The organism is Paenibacillus shirakamiensis (assembly GCF_017874255.1).
GTDB classification, from domain to species: Bacteria; Bacillota; Bacilli; order Paenibacillales; family Paenibacillaceae; genus Fontibacillus; species Fontibacillus shirakamiensis.
In genome coordinates, this window is the sequence record NZ_JAGGLD010000005.1 from 233,370 (window position 1) to 251,607 (window position 18,238).

Consider the following 18,238-nt stretch of genomic DNA (forward strand, 5'->3'; position numbering starts at 1 on the left):
CACCTCCAGTGTATTCATCTAACGTTAGAAATAAGTAGAGCCGGGTCCCATGTTCAAGCAGCCCGGCATCCATTTATGCTGACGAAAGAAATTAATTATTTATTCCCTAGTATTTCATTTGCTTTTGCATTCAATTTATCTAGTTCTGTCTGGGTATCTGCGCCACCGATCGTAATTTGCTCAAATGAAGCAATAGCAGCCTGAGCGATGGTCTCCCACTCTTTGATCGCAGGAGTTGAACGTGTATGCTCTAACTGTCTACCGTAAGCCGCAATCATAGGATCTTTGAATTTAGCATCTGTCCAAGCTGTCTTCACAGCAGGAAGTGCTTTGGAAATGTCATACCATTTCACTTGGTTATCTTTATCAGACATGAATGAAATGAACTTGACGGCTTCATCTACATTTTTGGAATAACTGAATACGGACAAGTCTGCTCCACCGATGGAAGAGGTATTCGTTTTCTTCGTAGGCACTTCTTTTACTGCCCACTTGCCATCAATCTCAGGAGCCTTATCTTTGATGCTCTGGATCATCCACGGACCACTGATGAACATAGGAATCGTTCCATCTTTGAAGGCTGCAAAAATATCCATATCAGTGCCTGTAGGTGTTAACTTCTTAGTATAGAAGTCCTTTAGGAAATTAACCGCTTCTACATATTCAGGTTTATTGAACTGCGGCTGACGGTTGCTATCAATCAAGTCACTGCCATTCTGCCAAGCATAAAGTGCAGTATAGACTTGGTCTTTAGCATCTATGGACATCGCAAATTTCCCAGGATTTTTGGCTACATATTTTTCACTCGCATCTTTCAGTTCATCCCAGGTTTTAGGACCTTCTGGATATCCTACACTTGCAAGTAAATCCGTACGGTAATACATAGCGCGAGTCTCTACATACCAAGGTATACCGACCGTTTTCTTATCATATTTCGTAGTCTCAACTGCACCATCAAAGAAGTTGTCAGCTTTGAGATTTGGATATTTATCAATATATGAGGTTAGATCTAACAAGGCATTAGCACTGGCGAATTCAGGTACCCATGTGGTTCCCATTTGGACAACGTCTGGGCCACTCTTGGAAGCTACTGCTGTAACCAGCTTGTCATGTGCGGTATCCCAAGGAATGGCTTGAACCTCGACTTTGATACCCGGATTTTTCTCTTCGTAGATCTTGGTCATTTGTGAAAGAACTTTACCTTCTCCGCCCATAGCCCATACTTTAAGCACTTTCTTACCATCACTGCTTGCGTCATCCTTAGATCCGCCACATCCTGCCAAAATCAATGAAAACGTAAGTAGTGTTGCCAGTGATACCATTCCTGTTTTTTTCTTCACATTAATCACCCCATAATTAGTATGATCTAACGATAAAAACTAAACCTGAAAGCACTTACATCGAAACGTTTCGATTTTTACCGAAAAAAAATCGATAGTTCCGCATGAGCTTTCATCCTTATAAACACATAAATAATAACAATAATCGATATATTACCGTAAAATTATGGTAAGTATAAAGATGTGCTCGATTTTTGTATCCTGTTATCAAGGGAGAAATCTAACCTTATTCTGATGTTATTTGAAACGTTTCAATAATCACATTATAATCCTCCATGATAGCGATTACAAGTGCCTTTTTTTAAAATTCTGGAATGATCTCCTGCTTTCCCAAAAGCATCCATTACTAAGAATGTTAGTTATAAAGGCTGCAGATTATAAGTATGAATACATATTATTCTCTAGTAACCATATAGCGAACAGCGAACCATCTACCAACCTAAAAACACGCAAAAAAACGTCCCTAACCGAAGTTAGGAACGTTTTTTGTTTGTTTATATTACAGTTTTACAACGTTCTCAGCTTGTGGACCACGGTTGCCTTGAACTACGTTGAACTCAACGCGTTGGCCTTCGTCCAAAGTTTTGAAACCGTCGCCAGTGATTGCGGAGAAATGTACGAATACATCGTCGCCACCTTCAACTTCGATGAAACCGAAACCTTTGTCTGCGTTAAACCATTTAACTGTACCTTGTTGTGCCATTTGTATTACCTCCAATAAATTATTAACATGTTTCTTTTTATTCTTTAAAATAAAAGATTCACACATTGTAAAAGGATCCATATCATTTTGCTTTCGATGATGACAACCCTTTACAATGTGTAAATGACTGCGCTTTACAACTAAGATCATTATAGCCTATCCATTTTTAAAAAGCAAACCCATCTTCAAAATATTATTTAGGATTGAGTTGTACCGCGGCCTGCTTACCACTGATCTGAATTCCGGAATTTGGCGAAGCTACTGCCTTCAGGTCATTCATGAAACTCTCTAATAATTGTTTGGCTTTGGGCCCTTCTTTACCAGAAATTCGAACCACTAACTGGATCGCATCGCCACTTTGTAGCAAGCGCTCTGCTTGATTTAACTTGGTCTCATAATCATGAGATTCGATCTGAGGTGTAAGACGAATTTCCTTTATCTTGGATGGCTGATTTTTCTTTCGCTCTTGGGAAGCACGTTGCTTCGCTGTACCTGCTCCCATAAGCACGCAGGGAGGTGGGCTGCTCATCAAAGACGTACAGACCAGATCTACTTTGAGTTGTTTGGCCATGGCTAGCGCTTCGGCTTTGTCCATAATACCAAGATCTTCACCGTCTAGGCCTGTTAAATGAACCTCGGAAGCTTTGATCTTCTCATTTAGGATCATTTGTGATTCCACAGCCTTTCGCTATAATCTTAATTATGACTCATTATAAAGGGAGATATACTTATGGACCCAAAAGAAATTGAAAAACAAGTGATTGCCCAGTATCAACAGGAAGAAAATATGATGATCCTTATTTTTGCCCAGTGGTGTGTGAATCATGATCTAGACCCCAATACCTTATATGCTAGGGCTTACCCGCAGCAACAAGAGAACGTCGCACTTGAACAGGGCATCGCTCTCACCGTATCCAAAGAAGAAGCTGGTGACATTGATGACGATACCCTGCTATCCGTGCTGTCCTTGTTCGGCAATGAAGACTTAGCTTTTGTCGTTACGGAGGAAATTCAACGTAGAGAAAAAAACAACGCCTCTCGTTAATCTCGCTCAACTAAATATCGATTCGTCATATAGTGAGCATCGCCCTTGTTCGTTTTGACAGGGGGCTTCTTCTTATCTAAGAAGACGATCTCTTTGCATTTCGTACAATACCACTTGGTTCTAAAATAAGGCGACTCTGTTGTATAGGCAGTTCCGCATTTGCAGTCAATGTGAATCCAGACAGAGTTCTTCTTGAACTCTTCGGACAATCTGTTATAAGAGACTTCTTGTTGTTTAGGCAATATAACTTCACGATAGCTTGAGAATATATTCTGTACTTTAAAATCTGCGACAAGCTCCGGGTTTAGCCCAAAGTATTCTTTACCAATCTCGGTTACGAACTTAGCATTGCTCTTGTAGCTTTCCATCCATTCCACGATCTGACGGGCGGACAACGGCACTGTTCCTTTAACTCCGCTGTTTAAAGTGTAGGTCATGATATGTAGTGTCTCATCATGTTTGTTGGTATACATTCTATTAGTCAACCTCCTTACCCTTACTTCCTAATGTACCACTAAGTGGAGACGAATCAAAGTATGTTCTGGATGGTAATATCATACTTTCTTCTGAAAATACAAAAAAAGACTGGGCATGATGCCCAGTCTTTAGTTCAATATAGAACAATTCCGATCTGTTCTATTAATAAGCTAGAGCGAACAAACCATGGATATGTCCAAGGTAACGGATGTTACTTGCTTCTTTCATCATGGAAGCAGGCATTCCTTTTAGACGCGTTTGGTTGGCACCTAACATGGCAATTCCGTCTTTACGTCCCAGACTTCCGAGTGTACCGGAGAATACAGGTGTAAATGTGGATAGCTTCGCGCCTCTGAAGAGTGCAGACAAGTTGTAACCAACAGTCTCACCCATTTGCCAAGCCAATTGTGCTGTAGGTGGGTAAGGACGTGCGCCCTCACTTGGAATAACCACAGCGCTATCGCCAGCAAGGAATACTTCAGGGTGCGAAGTGGATTGCAATGTTTCCGTAACGCTTGCGCGACCACGATTCACTTCAATTCCACAATCCGCAACAACCGAGTTCCCTTGAACGCCACCCGTCCAGACAAGTGTAGAAGTCTCAATGGTGCGGCCATCTTTGAGGATGACAGAAGTTGGCTTCATTTCCGTAATCGGCACGCCTGTTACGAACTGAACGCCACGCTTCTCCAGACTTGTTGTAGCCCGCTCCACCAATTCAGGTGGGAAGCCCGCCAAGATGGAAGGACCTGCTTCTACGCAATATAAGGATACTTCGCTGAAGTCGATTCCTTTTTTACGGCAGATCTCAGGAAGTTCGTCAGCAAATTCACCAACAAGTTCAACTCCTGTTAAGCCGCCGCCACCGATAACAAAGGTTGCGTCTGCTGGGTTTTTAGTTTGTTTGTAGCTGTTAAGGCGCTCTTCCACGTGATTACGAACTTTGTTCGCATCTGCTACGGATTTGAGCGTGAAGCTATACTCTTGCAGACCTGGGATGCCAAAGAATGCAGTCTCACTACCTAAAGCAATAACCAAAGCATCATATTTCAATGTGTTGCCATTACCTAATTGCACTTGTTTTTCGTTCGGCTTAATTTGTTGAACCGTATCTACAATCAGGTTCACATTTTTGCCTTTCAACAATTTCTCAAGTGGAAGGGCTACAGCCTTTTCACTCAAATTCCCTGCTGCTAGACGGTGAAGTTCCGTAATAATTTGATGAGTAGGAAAACGATTCACAACTGTGATCGTTGCTTCATTCGCATCAAGATAATTACGTGCAGTAAGTGCGCTAAGCAATCCGCCATATCCGCCGCCCAAGATCAAAATTTGTTTTGACATATCCGTTCCTCCGTTCTGATTTCTATATTAACGCAATTTTTGACGGTCATTCAGCGTATCTAGGAAAGCTTGGCTGAAACGTAGTGTTTTTTGTACGTTAGGATCTTTAAGAATTTTGAGCAAACCAAAGACGCCAATCGTGCTCGTATCTGCTTGGGCACGCTCATTTGCTTCCATAGCTGCGGAAGCAACACCCTTAGCTTTAGCAATAACAGGAGTGGCAAATTCGGAGATACCATGCTTCATATCATTGACAAACACCGGATCTTTCGCTACGCTTTGCGCCAAATCATAAGCACCAGACAATGCATTAACCATCTCTGTGATTTTTGGCAAATGATTAATAAGAACGGTAAGAGAATGTTGTACCTCAGGCTTCAACAACTGATCTAGCAGCTCTTGGGTAGATTCTGGTGATACGGATTGAGCATTTGTTGCCTCTTGAGCAACTTGTTCATTAGAAGTTTGTGACATTTGGAACTTCCTCCTTTACATTGAATTAGCAGTCCGTTGATGGTGGCATACCTGCAAAGAATCTTGCCATTACGTCCACTACTTGACCGCCTCGCTGAATCCATGGGAAAACTCATGTCCCTTCGCATACGAAAAAGCCCTGATAAACGGGCTGCTCCAGTAATGGACCATGCCGCTGCCTGTAGTGAAAGAATGAACAAGACACCTTGTCTTGACGTTTGACGTGAAGTTAAACAGGCCGAAACGGAACTCTATACACTCTATATTACACCTTTTGGACTCGAACTGAAAAAGAAAATTTAAAACTTTGTGAATTTTTGAGCGATACTGTATATTTCCCTTACTTACTTCTACCTATTCGTTCCTGAGAAAAAAGGAGATCATTTCCTAAATAAAGGTTACCAAGCTAAAAATTACGATAGATGAAGCGCTCCTTTTCTGAGAAGCCCACAAAAGTTCTATTTACTTATTTCCCCTGCCATTGAGTGGCATAGTATTCTCCACATATCTTTGTAAAATAAAAAGAGCCGCACAAAAGCGGCTCTTCAGGGATAATCATTTGTGTATATCTACTATGCTCTGTTGCGCTCAGTAATTCCAGCGATAAATTTAATGGAGTAAAGGGCACACAATCCGACAAGCACATAAACTACACGGGACATGCCGGCGTCTTGTCCGCCGAAAATACTTGCTACAAGATCATATTGGAATAATCCTACGAGCAACCAGTTCAGTCCGCCCACGATCAACAACACTAGAGCAACTACATCTAAAGTTTTCATGTTTATAGCCTCCTATTCCGGGGGATTGAAAATACGTCTTCAATCCTTATCTTAACCCGATGGGAAAGGTTTTAAACTACACATCTTGATTTTTTGAAACGGAGGAGTAGAGTTGACTGACTTTTTAGTGGAAGCACTATATTTTCAAGCCTGTGGAGACATTCCGAATCACCCTACGTTGCCTGTATTATGGGTCCGGGGAGTTTTTGGCGAATGTCCGGCCCAGATCGAATCTATATTTAACCAAAATGGATGGCTCAATAGCTGGACGAATGGAGTATTTAGTTATCATCATTATCATAGCAATAGCCACGAAGTGCTCGGTGTACTTTCGGGTAGGGCCGAGCTGATGTTAGGCGGCGTAAAAGGGAAGAAGCTTAATGTTGAAACCGGAGATGTAATACTTTTACCCGCGGGTACAGGTCACAAAAAATGCTGGGCTTCTCCAGACTTCCGTGTGGTAGGAGCCTACCCAAATGGACAGACCTACGATACTTGTAGTGGGGGTACGGAAAAGGAAGTTCAAGCTGCTATGCAGCGAATCAAGCAGGTACCCTTGCCCCTTCAAGATCCCATGTTCGGCAGGAGTGGACCTGTTTTTGAATTTTGGAAAAATTCGCGCTAGAAGAGAAGCGCGATATTGCGAAAATAAAAAAAGGAAGCTGCAAAGAGCAGCTTCCTTTTTTTATTATAACTACAATTAAGGAATAAATTGTTGAGTTAGTTTAGTAATTTTTCCATCCTTAATCGTGATGTGATAAGGAAAAGTTTTTACATCCATTAACTTATTGTTATGGTATATCGATTTGAATTTGTTAAAGGTTACATGTTCATTCCATTGTATCTGAATATCCGCGGGCTTACCCGTGTGATCATAGATTTGCATCATGACTTTCACATTCGAGGCTACAGGATAACGTACCGTTTTGGTACTGTCATTGGTAATGTAATATCCATCTAACGCGCCGCCCAATTCTTTGAAGCCTCTAGGATCACGCTCTTTGAATTTGCGGTCTGCGGCTTTGCCCATGTACCATCCAATCGGATCTACTGTAAGATAAGTCGTCCCGTTAGAAGCAGTCATTTTGTGAATATACACCGTTCTTGTCTGTGCTTTCGACGGTTCACTGCCTTGCGCTGCCGCGACTTGAGACATCGTAAAAACGGAGATAAGGATTAGACTTAAAAAAGTGAATAAAGACGAATTAAATTTCTTCATAACGCACCCCTGCCTGTTTCTTTATTAAGTAAAGGAATATACACATACTGTTGAATAACCAACTGACATTTTTTCAAACGCTTTATGGCTATTTCCCCTAAATTATATGTGCTCAACTCAGGAATTGAATCTCAATAATGTTACAGACGATGAAGATAATGTTACTAAAAAAAAGCCACCGTGCTAAATACACGGCGGCTGAGTAATCAATACAATCATACTAGTATCCTGTACATAATCCCAATCGATGAAACATTCTAACAGCGGCCTTCGGAGGGCATGTTCTGCGGAGACTCCATTAACTAACAGTCCTTTTTCTAAATTCCTTTTCACACTTTTTAACAGGTCACCCAATTCCATATGGATCAGCTCCTGCTCAAGTTCCGTAAGTACACCCGTGCGTACTATAAGCAGGGTTCTTGGATTCAGCTCATAGGAAGCAATACTACGAGGTGCCCGTTGAACTTGCTCACTTACACGTATAACTTCTTGCTCCAACTCATGCTGTCCCAAAAAAGTAGTTCCCGAGGCTAATTCAATATTTCGAGTCGGAAACACTATGATTAACATGCCTGTCTTGTTCGAGAGATTCCAATCATAGTAGATTGCTTCGGGTGTAATATCTGTCGTCCCCCGAATGTATTCGGACAGTTCAGGAATGACATTCTTCATGATAGCAGCTCTCATCTGGTGGATGATGAGATCTTGATTCTGGGATAGTAACACCCGCTCTGAAGAGGTCAGGAAATTCTTCAGAAGTACAGTTGCATATCTATCCTGAGCCGATACGATCACGGATTCGGGACCTTTGCCAAAATGTTCTCTAAGGAGCTTCCCTATGAAGCTCGCGATTACTTGATTCGTCTGCTGACCTTGTAGTTGTTCCATTCGTAGTTGACTCCATTACCTGCTGCATGCCTGGCATGCCGCGAGTTCACGGAGCTCTCCTATCCCTCCCTTAGTTCTAAGCTGAACTAACATTACCTACCTGCTTCCTCGGATCAAAATCGCAAAACAAAAAGGCCTAACATCCCTATAAAAAGAGAAGCTAGGCCATGAAATTGACTTTTATCCTAAGATAGATTCATTCATTTACCTGACACTTTATAATATGAATTCGTGCATGATGTATAGTTGATGCCTTCCACCGTCTACCTCGGAAATTGCAGGCTATTTGGTCAGATATCGACATCCACCATTACCTGCAATCTACTATATTATAGCACAATCCCATACGTAAAAAAAGAGAGTCAACCGTTCAGTCCCACGCCTAACACGGCGACGGGATCCTGCGCTATACTCACATCGACAGTCTCTTTAAGGCCTTCATAAATAGAGTACATCGGACTCCATTTTAAGGAAGACTTTGCCAGGCTTGCATCTAGGAGACTGTGCTGAATGTCACCTTCTTTTGACTTTTGATAAGTAGGAGTAAGGCTTGAATTACATATCTCACTTACCATGCGATGTAAGTCCTGAATGGTTAATGGTTGTCTGGTACTAATATTCATCGTCTGACCGGACCCCGAAGTTAGGGCAGCCACATTCGCTGCTGCTACATCTTTCACATAAATAAAATCCCGAGTATTCAGACCATCCCCAAAAATGACTGGACGTTCCCCAGCCCCAAGGCGACTCACAAAGGAAGCCACTACTGCGCCTTCACCCTTGATGGTCTGCCCCGGTCCATATACATTAGCATATCTAAGAATAGTATAATCCAGCTCATATTGAGCAGCGAAAGACTGAATATACATTTCAGACACAAGCTTAGACACCCCGTAGAAGGATAAAGGATCAACGGGATGCTGTTCATCAATAGGAAGTCTTTGGGGATTGCCGTATACTGCCGCCGAAGAGGAAAAAATGATCTTTCTCACATGGTTATCTACACACTGCTTCAACAAATGAATGGTGTTCATAATGTTGTGTGTGGCATCTAATAAGGGATCTTGCTGAGCCGTCTGAACGCTGACTTGTGCCGCCAAATGGATAACGCATTCTGGCTTTTCCTTTGCAATAATGACCCCGATTTTCTCTGAACCCAATTCTGCTGGATAAAAACGAACACGTCGATCTTCATAGGTTTTTCGGCCTTCATCTAGCCAGTCAATGACAATAACTTCGTGCTGCTGTTCTAGCAGTCTATCTACAGTATGCCTTCCTATGAATCCTGCTCCACCTGTGACTACGATTTTCATGGAATCTTCGCTCCCATTCTCTCTTATACTTTTACGATTAAATGTATGAAGATGTCCATGAAAATATGACACGACCCTACCATCGTCCTTACAGGTCCTTCGACCGAATTTCAGCCCATGCAGCGGCGTTAGGAATCCAATAATAGAGTTCTTTGTGAACTAGAGGATCCATGAATTTGCCACTATGACCAGGAATCTGAACATATTGAATGCTCTGCGCATTCATATTCTTGGCTAAGAGAGACAGACTGATGATATCGGCATCCGTCAAATTCGTGTCGAGAAGATCCTGCTTAGCTTGCTGAACTAACCAAGGGAAGCGGGCTATATTTGACGGTTGCAGAAGACTATGGACTATACTTTTTAGCATCAGAGCCTGATTCTCTTGCCTTCCATTGTCGCCTTCCCCTAATGAATGCCGCTCTTGCACAAGCTTTAAGGCCAAATCTCCGTTCAGCTTTTGATCTCCAGCGGGCAGTGTGATATGCGCATAAGTAAGTTTGACTGGGGCGGGCAACGTGACATTAATGCCACCTAAAGTATTGATAAAATGCTCAAATCCTACAAAATTCGTCTTCACATAATAGTTAATTGTGCAGTTACACAAATTACTAACGGCTTGCAGGGAAGCCTGCGTCCCTGCTTGATTGCCCCCCTGTATTTCACCTAACACATGCGCATGATTGATCTTGGTATAGCCCACTTGAGGAAGCTTCACCCGTGTATCTCTGGGAATAGAGATTAAATGAACGGTACTTTGTGCTATATCCACATGAGCTAACATAATGACGTCTGTTCTCGAATTCTCTGTATCTCTTGCATCAATACCTAGGATAAGTAGGTTAAAAGCCGAACCTTTCAAAGTTGATGTAGCACCGCTTCCACTCAGCGATGAATCAGGCACACTCGGAGAAGGTTCAGAATCTGCATCGTGATTAGGCTTGACCAGAATAGGCAGTGGAGCAGTACTGAAATGATGTATAGGCTGAAGTTTATAGTAGATCAAGTAGCCCGTAGCGATAAATAAAATGAAGACCGAGGAGAGAATAAGCAAGATTTTGCGAGAACGACGCAAGAGTATCTAGTCTCCTTTCTGCCGTTAGGGGAATGGGATTTCTCATCACATTTGCTCCATTTCCACTGAGTTGGTCTTTGCAGATGATTGCAGGCCTCGGGACGATTCTCGGCTAAGCACGACCATAATGGTCTGGAATAGAATGCGAAGATCTAGTAAGGGTGAATAATTATTGATATACATAAGGTCATATCTAAGTTTATCTGCGGCAGAAGTTGCGTACCCTGCTTTTACTTGAGCTAATCCCGTTAGACCCGGCTTCACCATCAAGCGATAAGCATAATGCGGTAACTCCATCTGGAATTGGTTAATGAAGAATTCACGCTCTGGGCGTGGGCCTACTAAGCTCATATGACCGGTGAGCACATTGAAGAGCTGAGGCAGTTCATCCAATCGAGTGGTTCGAATAAATTGGCCTAGTCGTGTCACTCTCGTGTCTTTGGCTGAGGCAAGAATCGGTCCGGTCTTAAGTTCTGCCTGATCGATCATGCTTCGAAATTTCATAACACGAAAGGGTTTGCCATGCAGACCAATACGCTCTTGATAGAAAAGAGCTTTTCCTTTGGAAGTGAGAGGGATGCAAATCCACATGAAGAAGAGCAAAGGCGAAGTTACAAGGAGTAATAAGCTGGATATCGCTAGGTCTAGCATCCTCTTCATTATCCGCTCCAGCAGAGTCAGATGCGGCGGCATGATGGAATAGACTAGAAGATCAGCAACCTGTTGAGGCTCTGCATTGGCAAGTGATAACTCATAAAAATCTGGAATGAGAAGGACCTCCATTCCTCGTCTTCCTGCCCAGTAGAGAATATCTGTTTTTTCTGTGGCAGAGAGGCTCGGGGACAGAATTACGACATCCAACTTCTCATCCTCAGGGATCGTAGATTGCCAGGTCTGACCAGCCAGCGTGAGAATTCGCTGAATGGTGAACCAACCTTTTCCCTGCTCGCGAAAAGGTTCTAGCATCCGAAGGTCGGGTTCATTTCCTCCAAGTATAAAGATAGCCTTCTTGCGACCAAGTCCTCTAGACTGAACATAAAACATTAACAAGCGTAAGCCGAATGTAAGAGCTAACTGCAATCCAAAAGCAATAAGTACCACACTTCTAGGGAGCATAAAAATACGAAGCCAATAATTAAGGAAGATGAGTTCCGCAACGAAAGCGACATGAGCTAAGATCAAATTTTGAAAAAAGACCGCAGGTTTACGTCTCCCTGCAAAATCATACAAGCAAAACAAATAATAGGTGATGACGGTCAGTATACCCAGCCAAGGTCCATCCTCTAAAAATGAGCTCCATTCCTGCGCAGGAATTAAGCCCTGAAAGTAGATTCGATAAGCTGCATAATAGCTCGAATATACAAAAAGGCAGTCCAGTAGCAAAACGGCCGCTTTCCAGCCTCTCAATCGAAATAATTTGATCATGGGTTGCCTGCATCTCCTCTTTCCCTCGCAGAGAACCCCACGAGTTCGTTATACAGTGCTTGCATTCGGCTTCGCATGGATTGAAGATTGTATGCCTCTGCTCTTTCTCTACTGCTGTGTCCCATACGCTTGCGTAATGAAATGTCTGCGTACAAAATCTGTAATGCTGCGGTTGTAGCCTGCACATCATCCTTCGGAACAACCCAGCCGTTCTCGCCACTAGTAACAAGGTCCCGGCTTCCACGGACATCGGTCACTACTAGAGGTTTGCCCGCGCTTAATCCCTCTAACAGAACCTTAGGCAGTCCTTCCCGGTGAGAGACAAGGGCAAGACAGTCCGCAGCCGCCAAAAGCTTGGGAATATCATGGCGAAATCCTAGAAAATCGACGTGATCTTCTACACCAAGTTCTATGGCCAATCTCCGGTAATTGTCTTCCTCTGGCCCAGTTCCAGCTAACTGAAGGCGCGCGGGGATATTCATGGTATGGATCAACTCATGCAGACTGCGAATAAGCTGCTGCTGATTCTTATTGCAATTCAGTTCAGCGGCGCACAAGATAGTAAATGTGCTTGTAGCCCAACGATCTTCATCTCCTAGCGTCTCAGCAAAAGCATGCGTATCTACTCCAACTCCGCCCGGCATATAGACGCATCGACCACGGACCGGGAACCGCTTAGCCTGCTGATCATCTTCACTATTAATCGTAATTAAGCGGTCGGTACAGAGTGCCATCATCCATTCGACCGGATAGTAGATCAGCCAACCTAGCAGCGACCCGCCCCGCTGAAAATGAAAGCCGTGCGCTGTATACACGACGTTCTTAGCTCCAGCTAAGCAGGCCGCGATTCGGGTAATCACTCCTGCATTAGGAGTATGCACATGAATAAGCTGATAGGGTTCCTTTCGGAATACTCGCACCAGCTGGATAAGAGCTTTCATATTTCCAAGAGCAAAAGGTCTACGACTGAACGAGAGGTCTCTACATTCAAATCCTGCTTCTTGCACAGCAGCTTTGCGCTCATCCTGCCCTGCATAGGCATGCACGACATATCCAGAATGCTTTAAGTCCTCCATAAAGGGAAGATGGAAAGCCGCCAGATGTGAATAGACCGTGGCAATATAGGCTACTTGTTCAGGAACTGAGCGGTCGGATGTCTTCTTGCTCATATATTCGCTCCCATCGTTCAACAATGGTATTTATATTATAAGTACGGCTTACATATTCCCTGCCTGCACGCCCCATCTCGGCTAAGGTACTAGAAGAATGGGCCATCATTCTAAGCATACATACCGCTAGACTTTCAGGATGACCTGCCGGCGCCAAGTATCCGTTAATTCCTTCCCTTACCACCTCTCTATTGCCCCCGACATCGGTAGCTACTATGGGTAGACTGCTTGCTGATGCTTCTAGTAGTACCATAGGCAGCCCCTCCCATTTAGAAGACAGTACATAAGCATCGGCTACGCTCATTAGTCTGGAGATATCGGAACGGATACCTAAAAATCTCACCGAGGGCGCAATCTCTAGGATATGACATAGTTCCTCTAGAGCTCCACGTAAAGGGCCTATGCCTGCAATAAGTAGTTTGCTGTCTGGGAACTTCAGAAGTACCTGTGCAAAAGCTTTTAACATCGTCTCATAATCTTTCTCCGGAGCTAGACGGCCCGCCGCGGTCCAGATGAACCCCTCTCCAAGCTGCAACTCTTCTCGAATCGATTGTCCATCTTCTTCGCTCCGAATAAACCGCTCCATGTTGATACCATTAGGCATATATACAATTTTGTGCTCGGGCGCTGCTTTAATTTCAATATAACGATTCACAGCCTCTTGACTCACATTAGTGGTTAGATCACAGAATGGATCGGTCATCCGATATAAAAGATTCCGTAATACGCCCCCCTCATTAATACTATGTGCAGTACAAATCAGAAGGGGGATGTGCACGAATACCCGCGTCAGACGTGCGAGGAGATTAGCATGCACCATATGGCTATGAATCACATCGGGTCTATAATCTACAATCATTCGCTTTAAGCGAAAGATGGCTCGGGGATCGGCAATTCCTTTGCGCATGTGTAGAGTCTGTATGTTCACATCCATTTCTTCTAGCTCATCGATATAGGCTGAAGGACGGACCATGCTAATGAGATGAACGGTATAATTCCTTGCTCTAAGCGCTCTACACAACTGGACCACCTGATTTTCTGCCCCTGCATAATCAAGCCCTGTTAAGAGAAATAGAATTTTTTTCACGGCGTCCGCCTCCTTCCTTTCTTCTCTTCGGTACAAAGACCAGCGCCACGAACGCAAGCAACATGTATTCGAAGTTGTAGCCAAAATCACCGCTAATCATGGCACAGCCGACAGTCTGAAGGAGTAGAACCAGAAGAACTCCTTGCTTCCGAACGGTCCATAAGGTATACAACAAGGCCAATAACCACAGGAAGAGACCCATAATCCCAAGTTCGCTACCGAGCTCCAGCAGGATATTATGAGGGAATTCACTCTTTACAGGAGGAGTAATCCCGCCGATACCCAGTCCGAAAAACGGATGTTGCTGAAATTCATCTATAGCCTTCATTTGTAAATCTACACGCCCTAGAAAATTATCGTCCCCTTGAAGCTGATTCGCGCTGAACAACACGGTAAATCGGCTCCCCGCTACCGCATCTTGGAGTGGACCTGTGAATAGTGCCACAGCCGTACCCATCAACACGACGACTACAATACCTAGCGGAAGATAACGTTTGAACGGCTGGATCCCCGCCTTGCGGTATAGCTTCCATAGATGAAGAAGAGCTACACTCAACGTAGCTATGAGAAATGCAGCCACTGGACCTCTAGACTGGGTAGCGAGCGCGGAATATAATCCCACCCCAATCACGGGAATGCGTACATACCAAGGGATTTTGCGGCCCCATAAGGCTATCGTAACGGCAATCAGAGAAAGCCTCGCATTAAAAATAGGATTATCGCCCGGTAAAGTTAATCTTCCTGGATACTCGTCGGGATAAATCCCAAAGGTCAGATGAATCACTGCATAGATAAGCCCGAATATAGCTACGATTGTCCAGGACAGACGATAGTATTTTTTGTAGACAATATACGTATAAATGCCAGGAATGACGGCTCTCGCTATTAGCATCATTTCTTGAGACAGCCCCGCAGAAGCTACAGAAGCCCAAGAGAAGGACAACATGACGTAAGCGAAGAAAGCAGCCCATAGCCATATGCCTCCATTGCTGAACAAGTCCAGTGCGCGTGTTGGCTTCTGAAAAAAAGCTATCAGTACAATTAGAATGGGTGCGACTACTAAGAGAATGAGAGTGTATCCCGGGATGAATTGCCGAAAGAAAAATCCAAAAGCATCAAAAAAAACACTGTATCCTAGCACAAAACCAGCATCTACTTTTAGGCCAAGTTGAAGTACACACTGCGCGGCAAATACCAACATGATGACAGCAAGGATCAAAAGTAGCAGTACTTCGGGGTTCATCGCCGCACCTCAAGCTCTCGGATATACGCCATATACTGGAGTCGTTCCTCTTCTTTGACACGGGTATCCAAGTGATGGATAAGGGAACGGTCCACCTTGTATCCTTTCCATTGCTTCACGAAGGCTTCAATACGTTCAAGGCCTAAGCGAGTATTGCCAGGTCCATTCGGCAGCGTAAGTATAAAAGGCACGGGGCGAGGAAAATCCGTATCCTCGTAAGCCGTAATAACAGGCAGACCATTCGCCAAATACTCACGTACTTTGAGGGGAGAGGCCTCTTTCATCTGTTTGCGATATAGAGCTAAAGTTCCTATAGCAATATCTGCTCGGGACAATAAAGGTTGATATTCCGATCGAGACAGGAGCCCATGAAAGTGCATATTGGAAGGTGGGGGCCCTTTCATCTCACGAGCATCGGTACCAATAATATCAAAGTACCATTCTGGTTTGGCCTGAGCTAAGGCGCCAATAGAATCAATGCCGTGCCAGGACTGGCCGGGCGTTCCAATAAATACGAATCGGATCGTCGGTGTGTTGGCATTCGAATGAAGGGTAGTTGTTGTAGACTCAGATTCTTCTGAGATTATGTTAAAAGGTCCTGTGGGTATGGGTGTGGTAGTCGTGTTCTCTTCCGCATAAATGGGTTGTTCTGTGGCTTGTTCTATGGGATTTAGATCTGTGGAACTTGGCAGCGGTGAACTATGCACCCTCAGGAACTGCCGCAAGCTAATCCCATTACCAATCACCTTCCGATCTTTCACATAACGGCTGAACTGCTTCTCGTGCGCAAGTTCACGACTGACAAAGACAACTCCCTTGGCTGCCTTAAGCACGTATCCTCTAGTCCAGCGATGATATAGATATCCGAGGCGCCTCTCCATCTTCATTTCTGTGAGATCATTGGTGTTGATTTCTAGCACAGAAGGAAACTGCTTCAGCAGAGTAGGGAGACCGAAGTAATATAGATCGAATCGATGGTATACCACGTCCGGGGTCCAAGCCCGGATTTGATCGGCGAGTCTACGGAACTGCAGCAACCTTGCGACACCGCTCGTATAGGTCTGAACCTTCACTTGGACATCCCCTATAGCATGGCTCCAATCTGATCCGTCCGTATGCGTGAATACGAACAGTCCGACCTCATGTCCACAGCGGTGCCATTCCTCTACTTGATGCACAACCTTTTTGAATACTCCACTACTCTCGCCTTCATTCCAGTGAATTAAATATGCGATCTTCACAATATATCCACCTTCTCATTGGGAGAGTGTAGCTGTTCTAGACAGGAACGATATAGGGAGCGATCGGCCGATCGCACAAGCTGACTGTTATGCCATAGTAAGGTGAAATCCCCTTGATATTGCTCACAGACTTGATATAACCGCTGAATCATCTGCCATGCTTCATCTCCGGCAAGCCCCATATATTGTGGATGGAGGATGGATTGTTCCATCACAATTAACGGTCTTTCTCTCAGCTTCAAGGTCTGTCGAGTCTGCAAGTTAAATACCGGGAATTCATAGCATACGCCGCAGCGGAAACCTGCCCATTCTGCATAAGCCAAGGAGCTATCATATTGCAGCCCCGCATCTTCCCAGTGCTGCCATGTTGCGGGCTTCCATCTTAGATAATGCTGACGTCCACCCCAGACAGACTGGTGAATTTGCTCCTCTTCTGCCACTTTCAAGAGCTGCTTGAACTGACTAGCAATGCTTTCCGAATTTAGATAAGCATGATAGGTGGGATGCAGTCCAATTTCGTGACCTCGCGCATGAATTCTCCTCATTAATTGACGGATGTGAGGGTCCTCTAGACTGTAATTCCCATCGATGCCCGACTGAGTCTGTTCTGTAATGAAATAAAATGCGCTCTGGAGACCTTGTTGTTCACTAAGATCCATCAACCAATCATAAGTATCGAAAGGATCGCCCGTCACCTCTAGACGGGACCGTGTCATCACGCCCGCCTTCTTCCACCCTGCTTGTGCATCATGTCGGCGCAGCACATCGCCCGCAATCTCCTTTACTATCTGAAGGCGGCTACGGCCATAGTGATAATAAGCAGAGTCTACGTCATGACTCACAAGCCGCCGCATGAGTCGGGTACGCATCGGAATCTGTGGCCAACATCTGTGAATGAGAAATTTTAGCAACTCGGTGTATTCATTCACTATCGGACGCATCAGAATTCCTGCTCGACTTGCTATAGATGCCCTAGCCGGGAACCGTCCATGCGAATCCCGATCGGGCAGCACCTCCTCCTCATACCGAGTTAGCATAAAAAATGAGCTTCCGAATAGGTCCACTCCGCAATATAAGGACCCTTCACTTTCGTTCAGATCCATATAGACTCCCTCTGTATTTTTGCATCCAAAAAGTACGGGAAGATCTTCCCCCTTGTGATCTTGGACGGTGTCCAGCGGAAGCGCGGGAAGGGATCGCCGAGTAAGCCAATCCTCCGTAGGCTGGCTTAGGAATATATCACTAAGGATAAGCTCGACATCCATAGAGCAGCCCACTTGCATGAGCTGAATATCCTCGCGATCTTCGAACTGAATGTCGAATTCAATACCGATAAATTCCTCCAACAACACTCGGTAAATATATTCTCGTTCTGCTCTGCGCACCAAGGGGGATTTCAATATCAACATGGCC

The 18,238-nt window shown here is 44.4% G+C and carries 19 protein-coding genes; 2 read left to right on the forward strand and 17 right to left on the reverse strand.

Annotated features, from left to right (window positions below):
- Positions 1–95: 95 nt before the first annotated feature.
- The 3 genes from J2Z69_RS14565 to infC all read right to left on the reverse strand — a co-directional run bounded on the left by J2Z69_RS14565 (position 96) and on the right by infC (position 2,710).
- Positions 96–1,340: an extracellular solute-binding protein gene (locus J2Z69_RS14565; RefSeq protein WP_342591599.1), complete on the reverse strand. Its 1,245-nt coding sequence runs from the start codon at positions 1,338–1,340 to the stop codon at positions 96–98.
- Between the two features lie 499 nt (positions 1,341–1,839).
- On the reverse strand, positions 1,840–2,043 hold the full coding sequence (locus tag J2Z69_RS14570) for a cold-shock protein (RefSeq protein ID WP_209864126.1): 204 nt from the start codon (positions 2,041–2,043) through the stop codon (positions 1,840–1,842).
- Between the two features lie 193 nt (positions 2,044–2,236).
- Positions 2,237–2,710, reverse strand: coding sequence for a translation initiation factor IF-3 (gene infC, locus J2Z69_RS14575; RefSeq protein ID WP_209864369.1), 474 nt, complete (start codon positions 2,708–2,710; stop codon positions 2,237–2,239).
- A gap of 63 nt (positions 2,711–2,773) precedes the next feature.
- Between infC and J2Z69_RS14580 the strand changes: the two genes are divergently transcribed.
- Positions 2,774–3,088 carry a hypothetical protein gene (locus tag J2Z69_RS14580; protein ID WP_209864128.1) on the forward strand — a complete coding sequence of 105 codons (315 nt, stop codon included), beginning with the start codon at positions 2,774–2,776 and terminating at the stop codon, positions 3,086–3,088.
- On the opposite strand, the gene J2Z69_RS14585 is transcribed toward J2Z69_RS14580, so the two are convergent.
- The 4 genes from J2Z69_RS14585 to J2Z69_RS14600 form a co-directional block, all read right to left on the reverse strand.
- Positions 3,085–3,561, reverse strand: a complete 477-nt coding sequence (locus J2Z69_RS14585; RefSeq protein WP_209864132.1) for a hypothetical protein — start codon at positions 3,559–3,561, stop codon at positions 3,085–3,087. The genes J2Z69_RS14580 and J2Z69_RS14585 overlap by 4 nt on opposite strands.
- Positions 3,562–3,727: 166 nt before the next feature.
- Positions 3,728–4,909 carry an NAD(P)/FAD-dependent oxidoreductase gene (locus J2Z69_RS14590; RefSeq protein ID WP_209864136.1) on the reverse strand — a complete coding sequence of 394 codons (1,182 nt, stop codon included), beginning with the start codon at positions 4,907–4,909 and terminating at the stop codon, positions 3,728–3,730.
- 27 nt (positions 4,910–4,936) lie between these two features.
- On the reverse strand, positions 4,937–5,383 hold the full coding sequence (locus J2Z69_RS14595; RefSeq protein WP_209864138.1) for a DUF1641 domain-containing protein: 447 nt from the start codon (positions 5,381–5,383) through the stop codon (positions 4,937–4,939).
- A 572-nt stretch (positions 5,384–5,955) separates the two neighbouring features.
- On the reverse strand, positions 5,956–6,165 hold the full coding sequence (locus J2Z69_RS14600; RefSeq protein WP_209864140.1) for a DUF378 domain-containing protein: 210 nt from the start codon (positions 6,163–6,165) through the stop codon (positions 5,956–5,958).
- Positions 6,166–6,277: 112 nt separating this feature from the next.
- Here J2Z69_RS14600 and J2Z69_RS14605 point away from each other — a divergent pair, with 112 nt between their 5' ends.
- A complete protein-coding gene (locus tag J2Z69_RS14605) occupies positions 6,278–6,790 on the forward strand; it encodes a cupin domain-containing protein (protein WP_245339312.1) in 513 nt (170 codons plus the stop codon).
- 75 nt (positions 6,791–6,865) lie between these two features.
- Here the strand turns inward: J2Z69_RS14605 and J2Z69_RS14610 are convergent, their stop codons facing one another.
- From J2Z69_RS14610 to J2Z69_RS14655, 10 genes are all read right to left on the reverse strand, one after another.
- On the reverse strand, positions 6,866–7,384 hold the full coding sequence (locus J2Z69_RS14610) for a hypothetical protein (protein WP_209864144.1): 519 nt from the start codon (positions 7,382–7,384) through the stop codon (positions 6,866–6,868).
- 183 nt (positions 7,385–7,567) lie between these two features.
- Complete coding sequence (locus tag J2Z69_RS14615) at positions 7,568–8,272, reverse strand: Na-translocating system protein MpsC family protein (RefSeq protein ID WP_209864146.1); 705 nt, start codon at positions 8,270–8,272, stop codon at positions 7,568–7,570.
- Positions 8,273–8,634: 362 nt separating this feature from the next.
- Complete coding sequence (locus J2Z69_RS14620; RefSeq protein WP_209864149.1) at positions 8,635–9,585, reverse strand: NAD-dependent epimerase/dehydratase family protein; 951 nt, start codon at positions 9,583–9,585, stop codon at positions 8,635–8,637.
- 88 nt (positions 9,586–9,673) lie between these two features.
- A complete protein-coding gene (locus tag J2Z69_RS14625) occupies positions 9,674–10,660 on the reverse strand; it encodes an LCP family protein (RefSeq protein WP_245339313.1) in 987 nt (328 codons plus the stop codon).
- A 45-nt stretch (positions 10,661–10,705) separates the two neighbouring features.
- On the reverse strand, positions 10,706–12,085 hold the full coding sequence (locus tag J2Z69_RS14630) for a sugar transferase (protein WP_209864152.1): 1,380 nt from the start codon (positions 12,083–12,085) through the stop codon (positions 10,706–10,708).
- Positions 12,082–13,254 carry a glycosyltransferase family 4 protein gene (locus J2Z69_RS14635; RefSeq protein WP_209864156.1) on the reverse strand — a complete coding sequence of 391 codons (1,173 nt, stop codon included), beginning with the start codon at positions 13,252–13,254 and terminating at the stop codon, positions 12,082–12,084. Before J2Z69_RS14635 ends, J2Z69_RS14630 begins: the two co-directional genes overlap by 4 nt.
- Entirely contained in the window at positions 13,220–14,341 is a 1,122-nt protein-coding gene (locus tag J2Z69_RS14640) for a glycosyltransferase (protein WP_209864159.1), read from the reverse strand. The genes J2Z69_RS14635 and J2Z69_RS14640 overlap by 35 nt, the downstream gene beginning before the upstream one ends.
- Complete coding sequence (locus tag J2Z69_RS14645) at positions 14,307–15,584, reverse strand: O-antigen ligase family protein (protein ID WP_209864162.1); 1,278 nt, start codon at positions 15,582–15,584, stop codon at positions 14,307–14,309. The genes J2Z69_RS14640 and J2Z69_RS14645 overlap by 35 nt, the downstream gene beginning before the upstream one ends.
- Positions 15,581–16,825, reverse strand: coding sequence for a glycosyltransferase (locus J2Z69_RS14650; RefSeq protein WP_209864164.1), 1,245 nt, complete (start codon positions 16,823–16,825; stop codon positions 15,581–15,583). The genes J2Z69_RS14645 and J2Z69_RS14650 overlap by 4 nt, the downstream gene beginning before the upstream one ends.
- Positions 16,822–18,234, reverse strand: a complete 1,413-nt coding sequence (locus J2Z69_RS14655; RefSeq protein ID WP_209864166.1) for a polysaccharide deacetylase family protein — start codon at positions 18,232–18,234, stop codon at positions 16,822–16,824. Before J2Z69_RS14655 ends, J2Z69_RS14650 begins: the two co-directional genes overlap by 4 nt.
- Positions 18,235–18,238 lie beyond the last annotated feature (4 nt).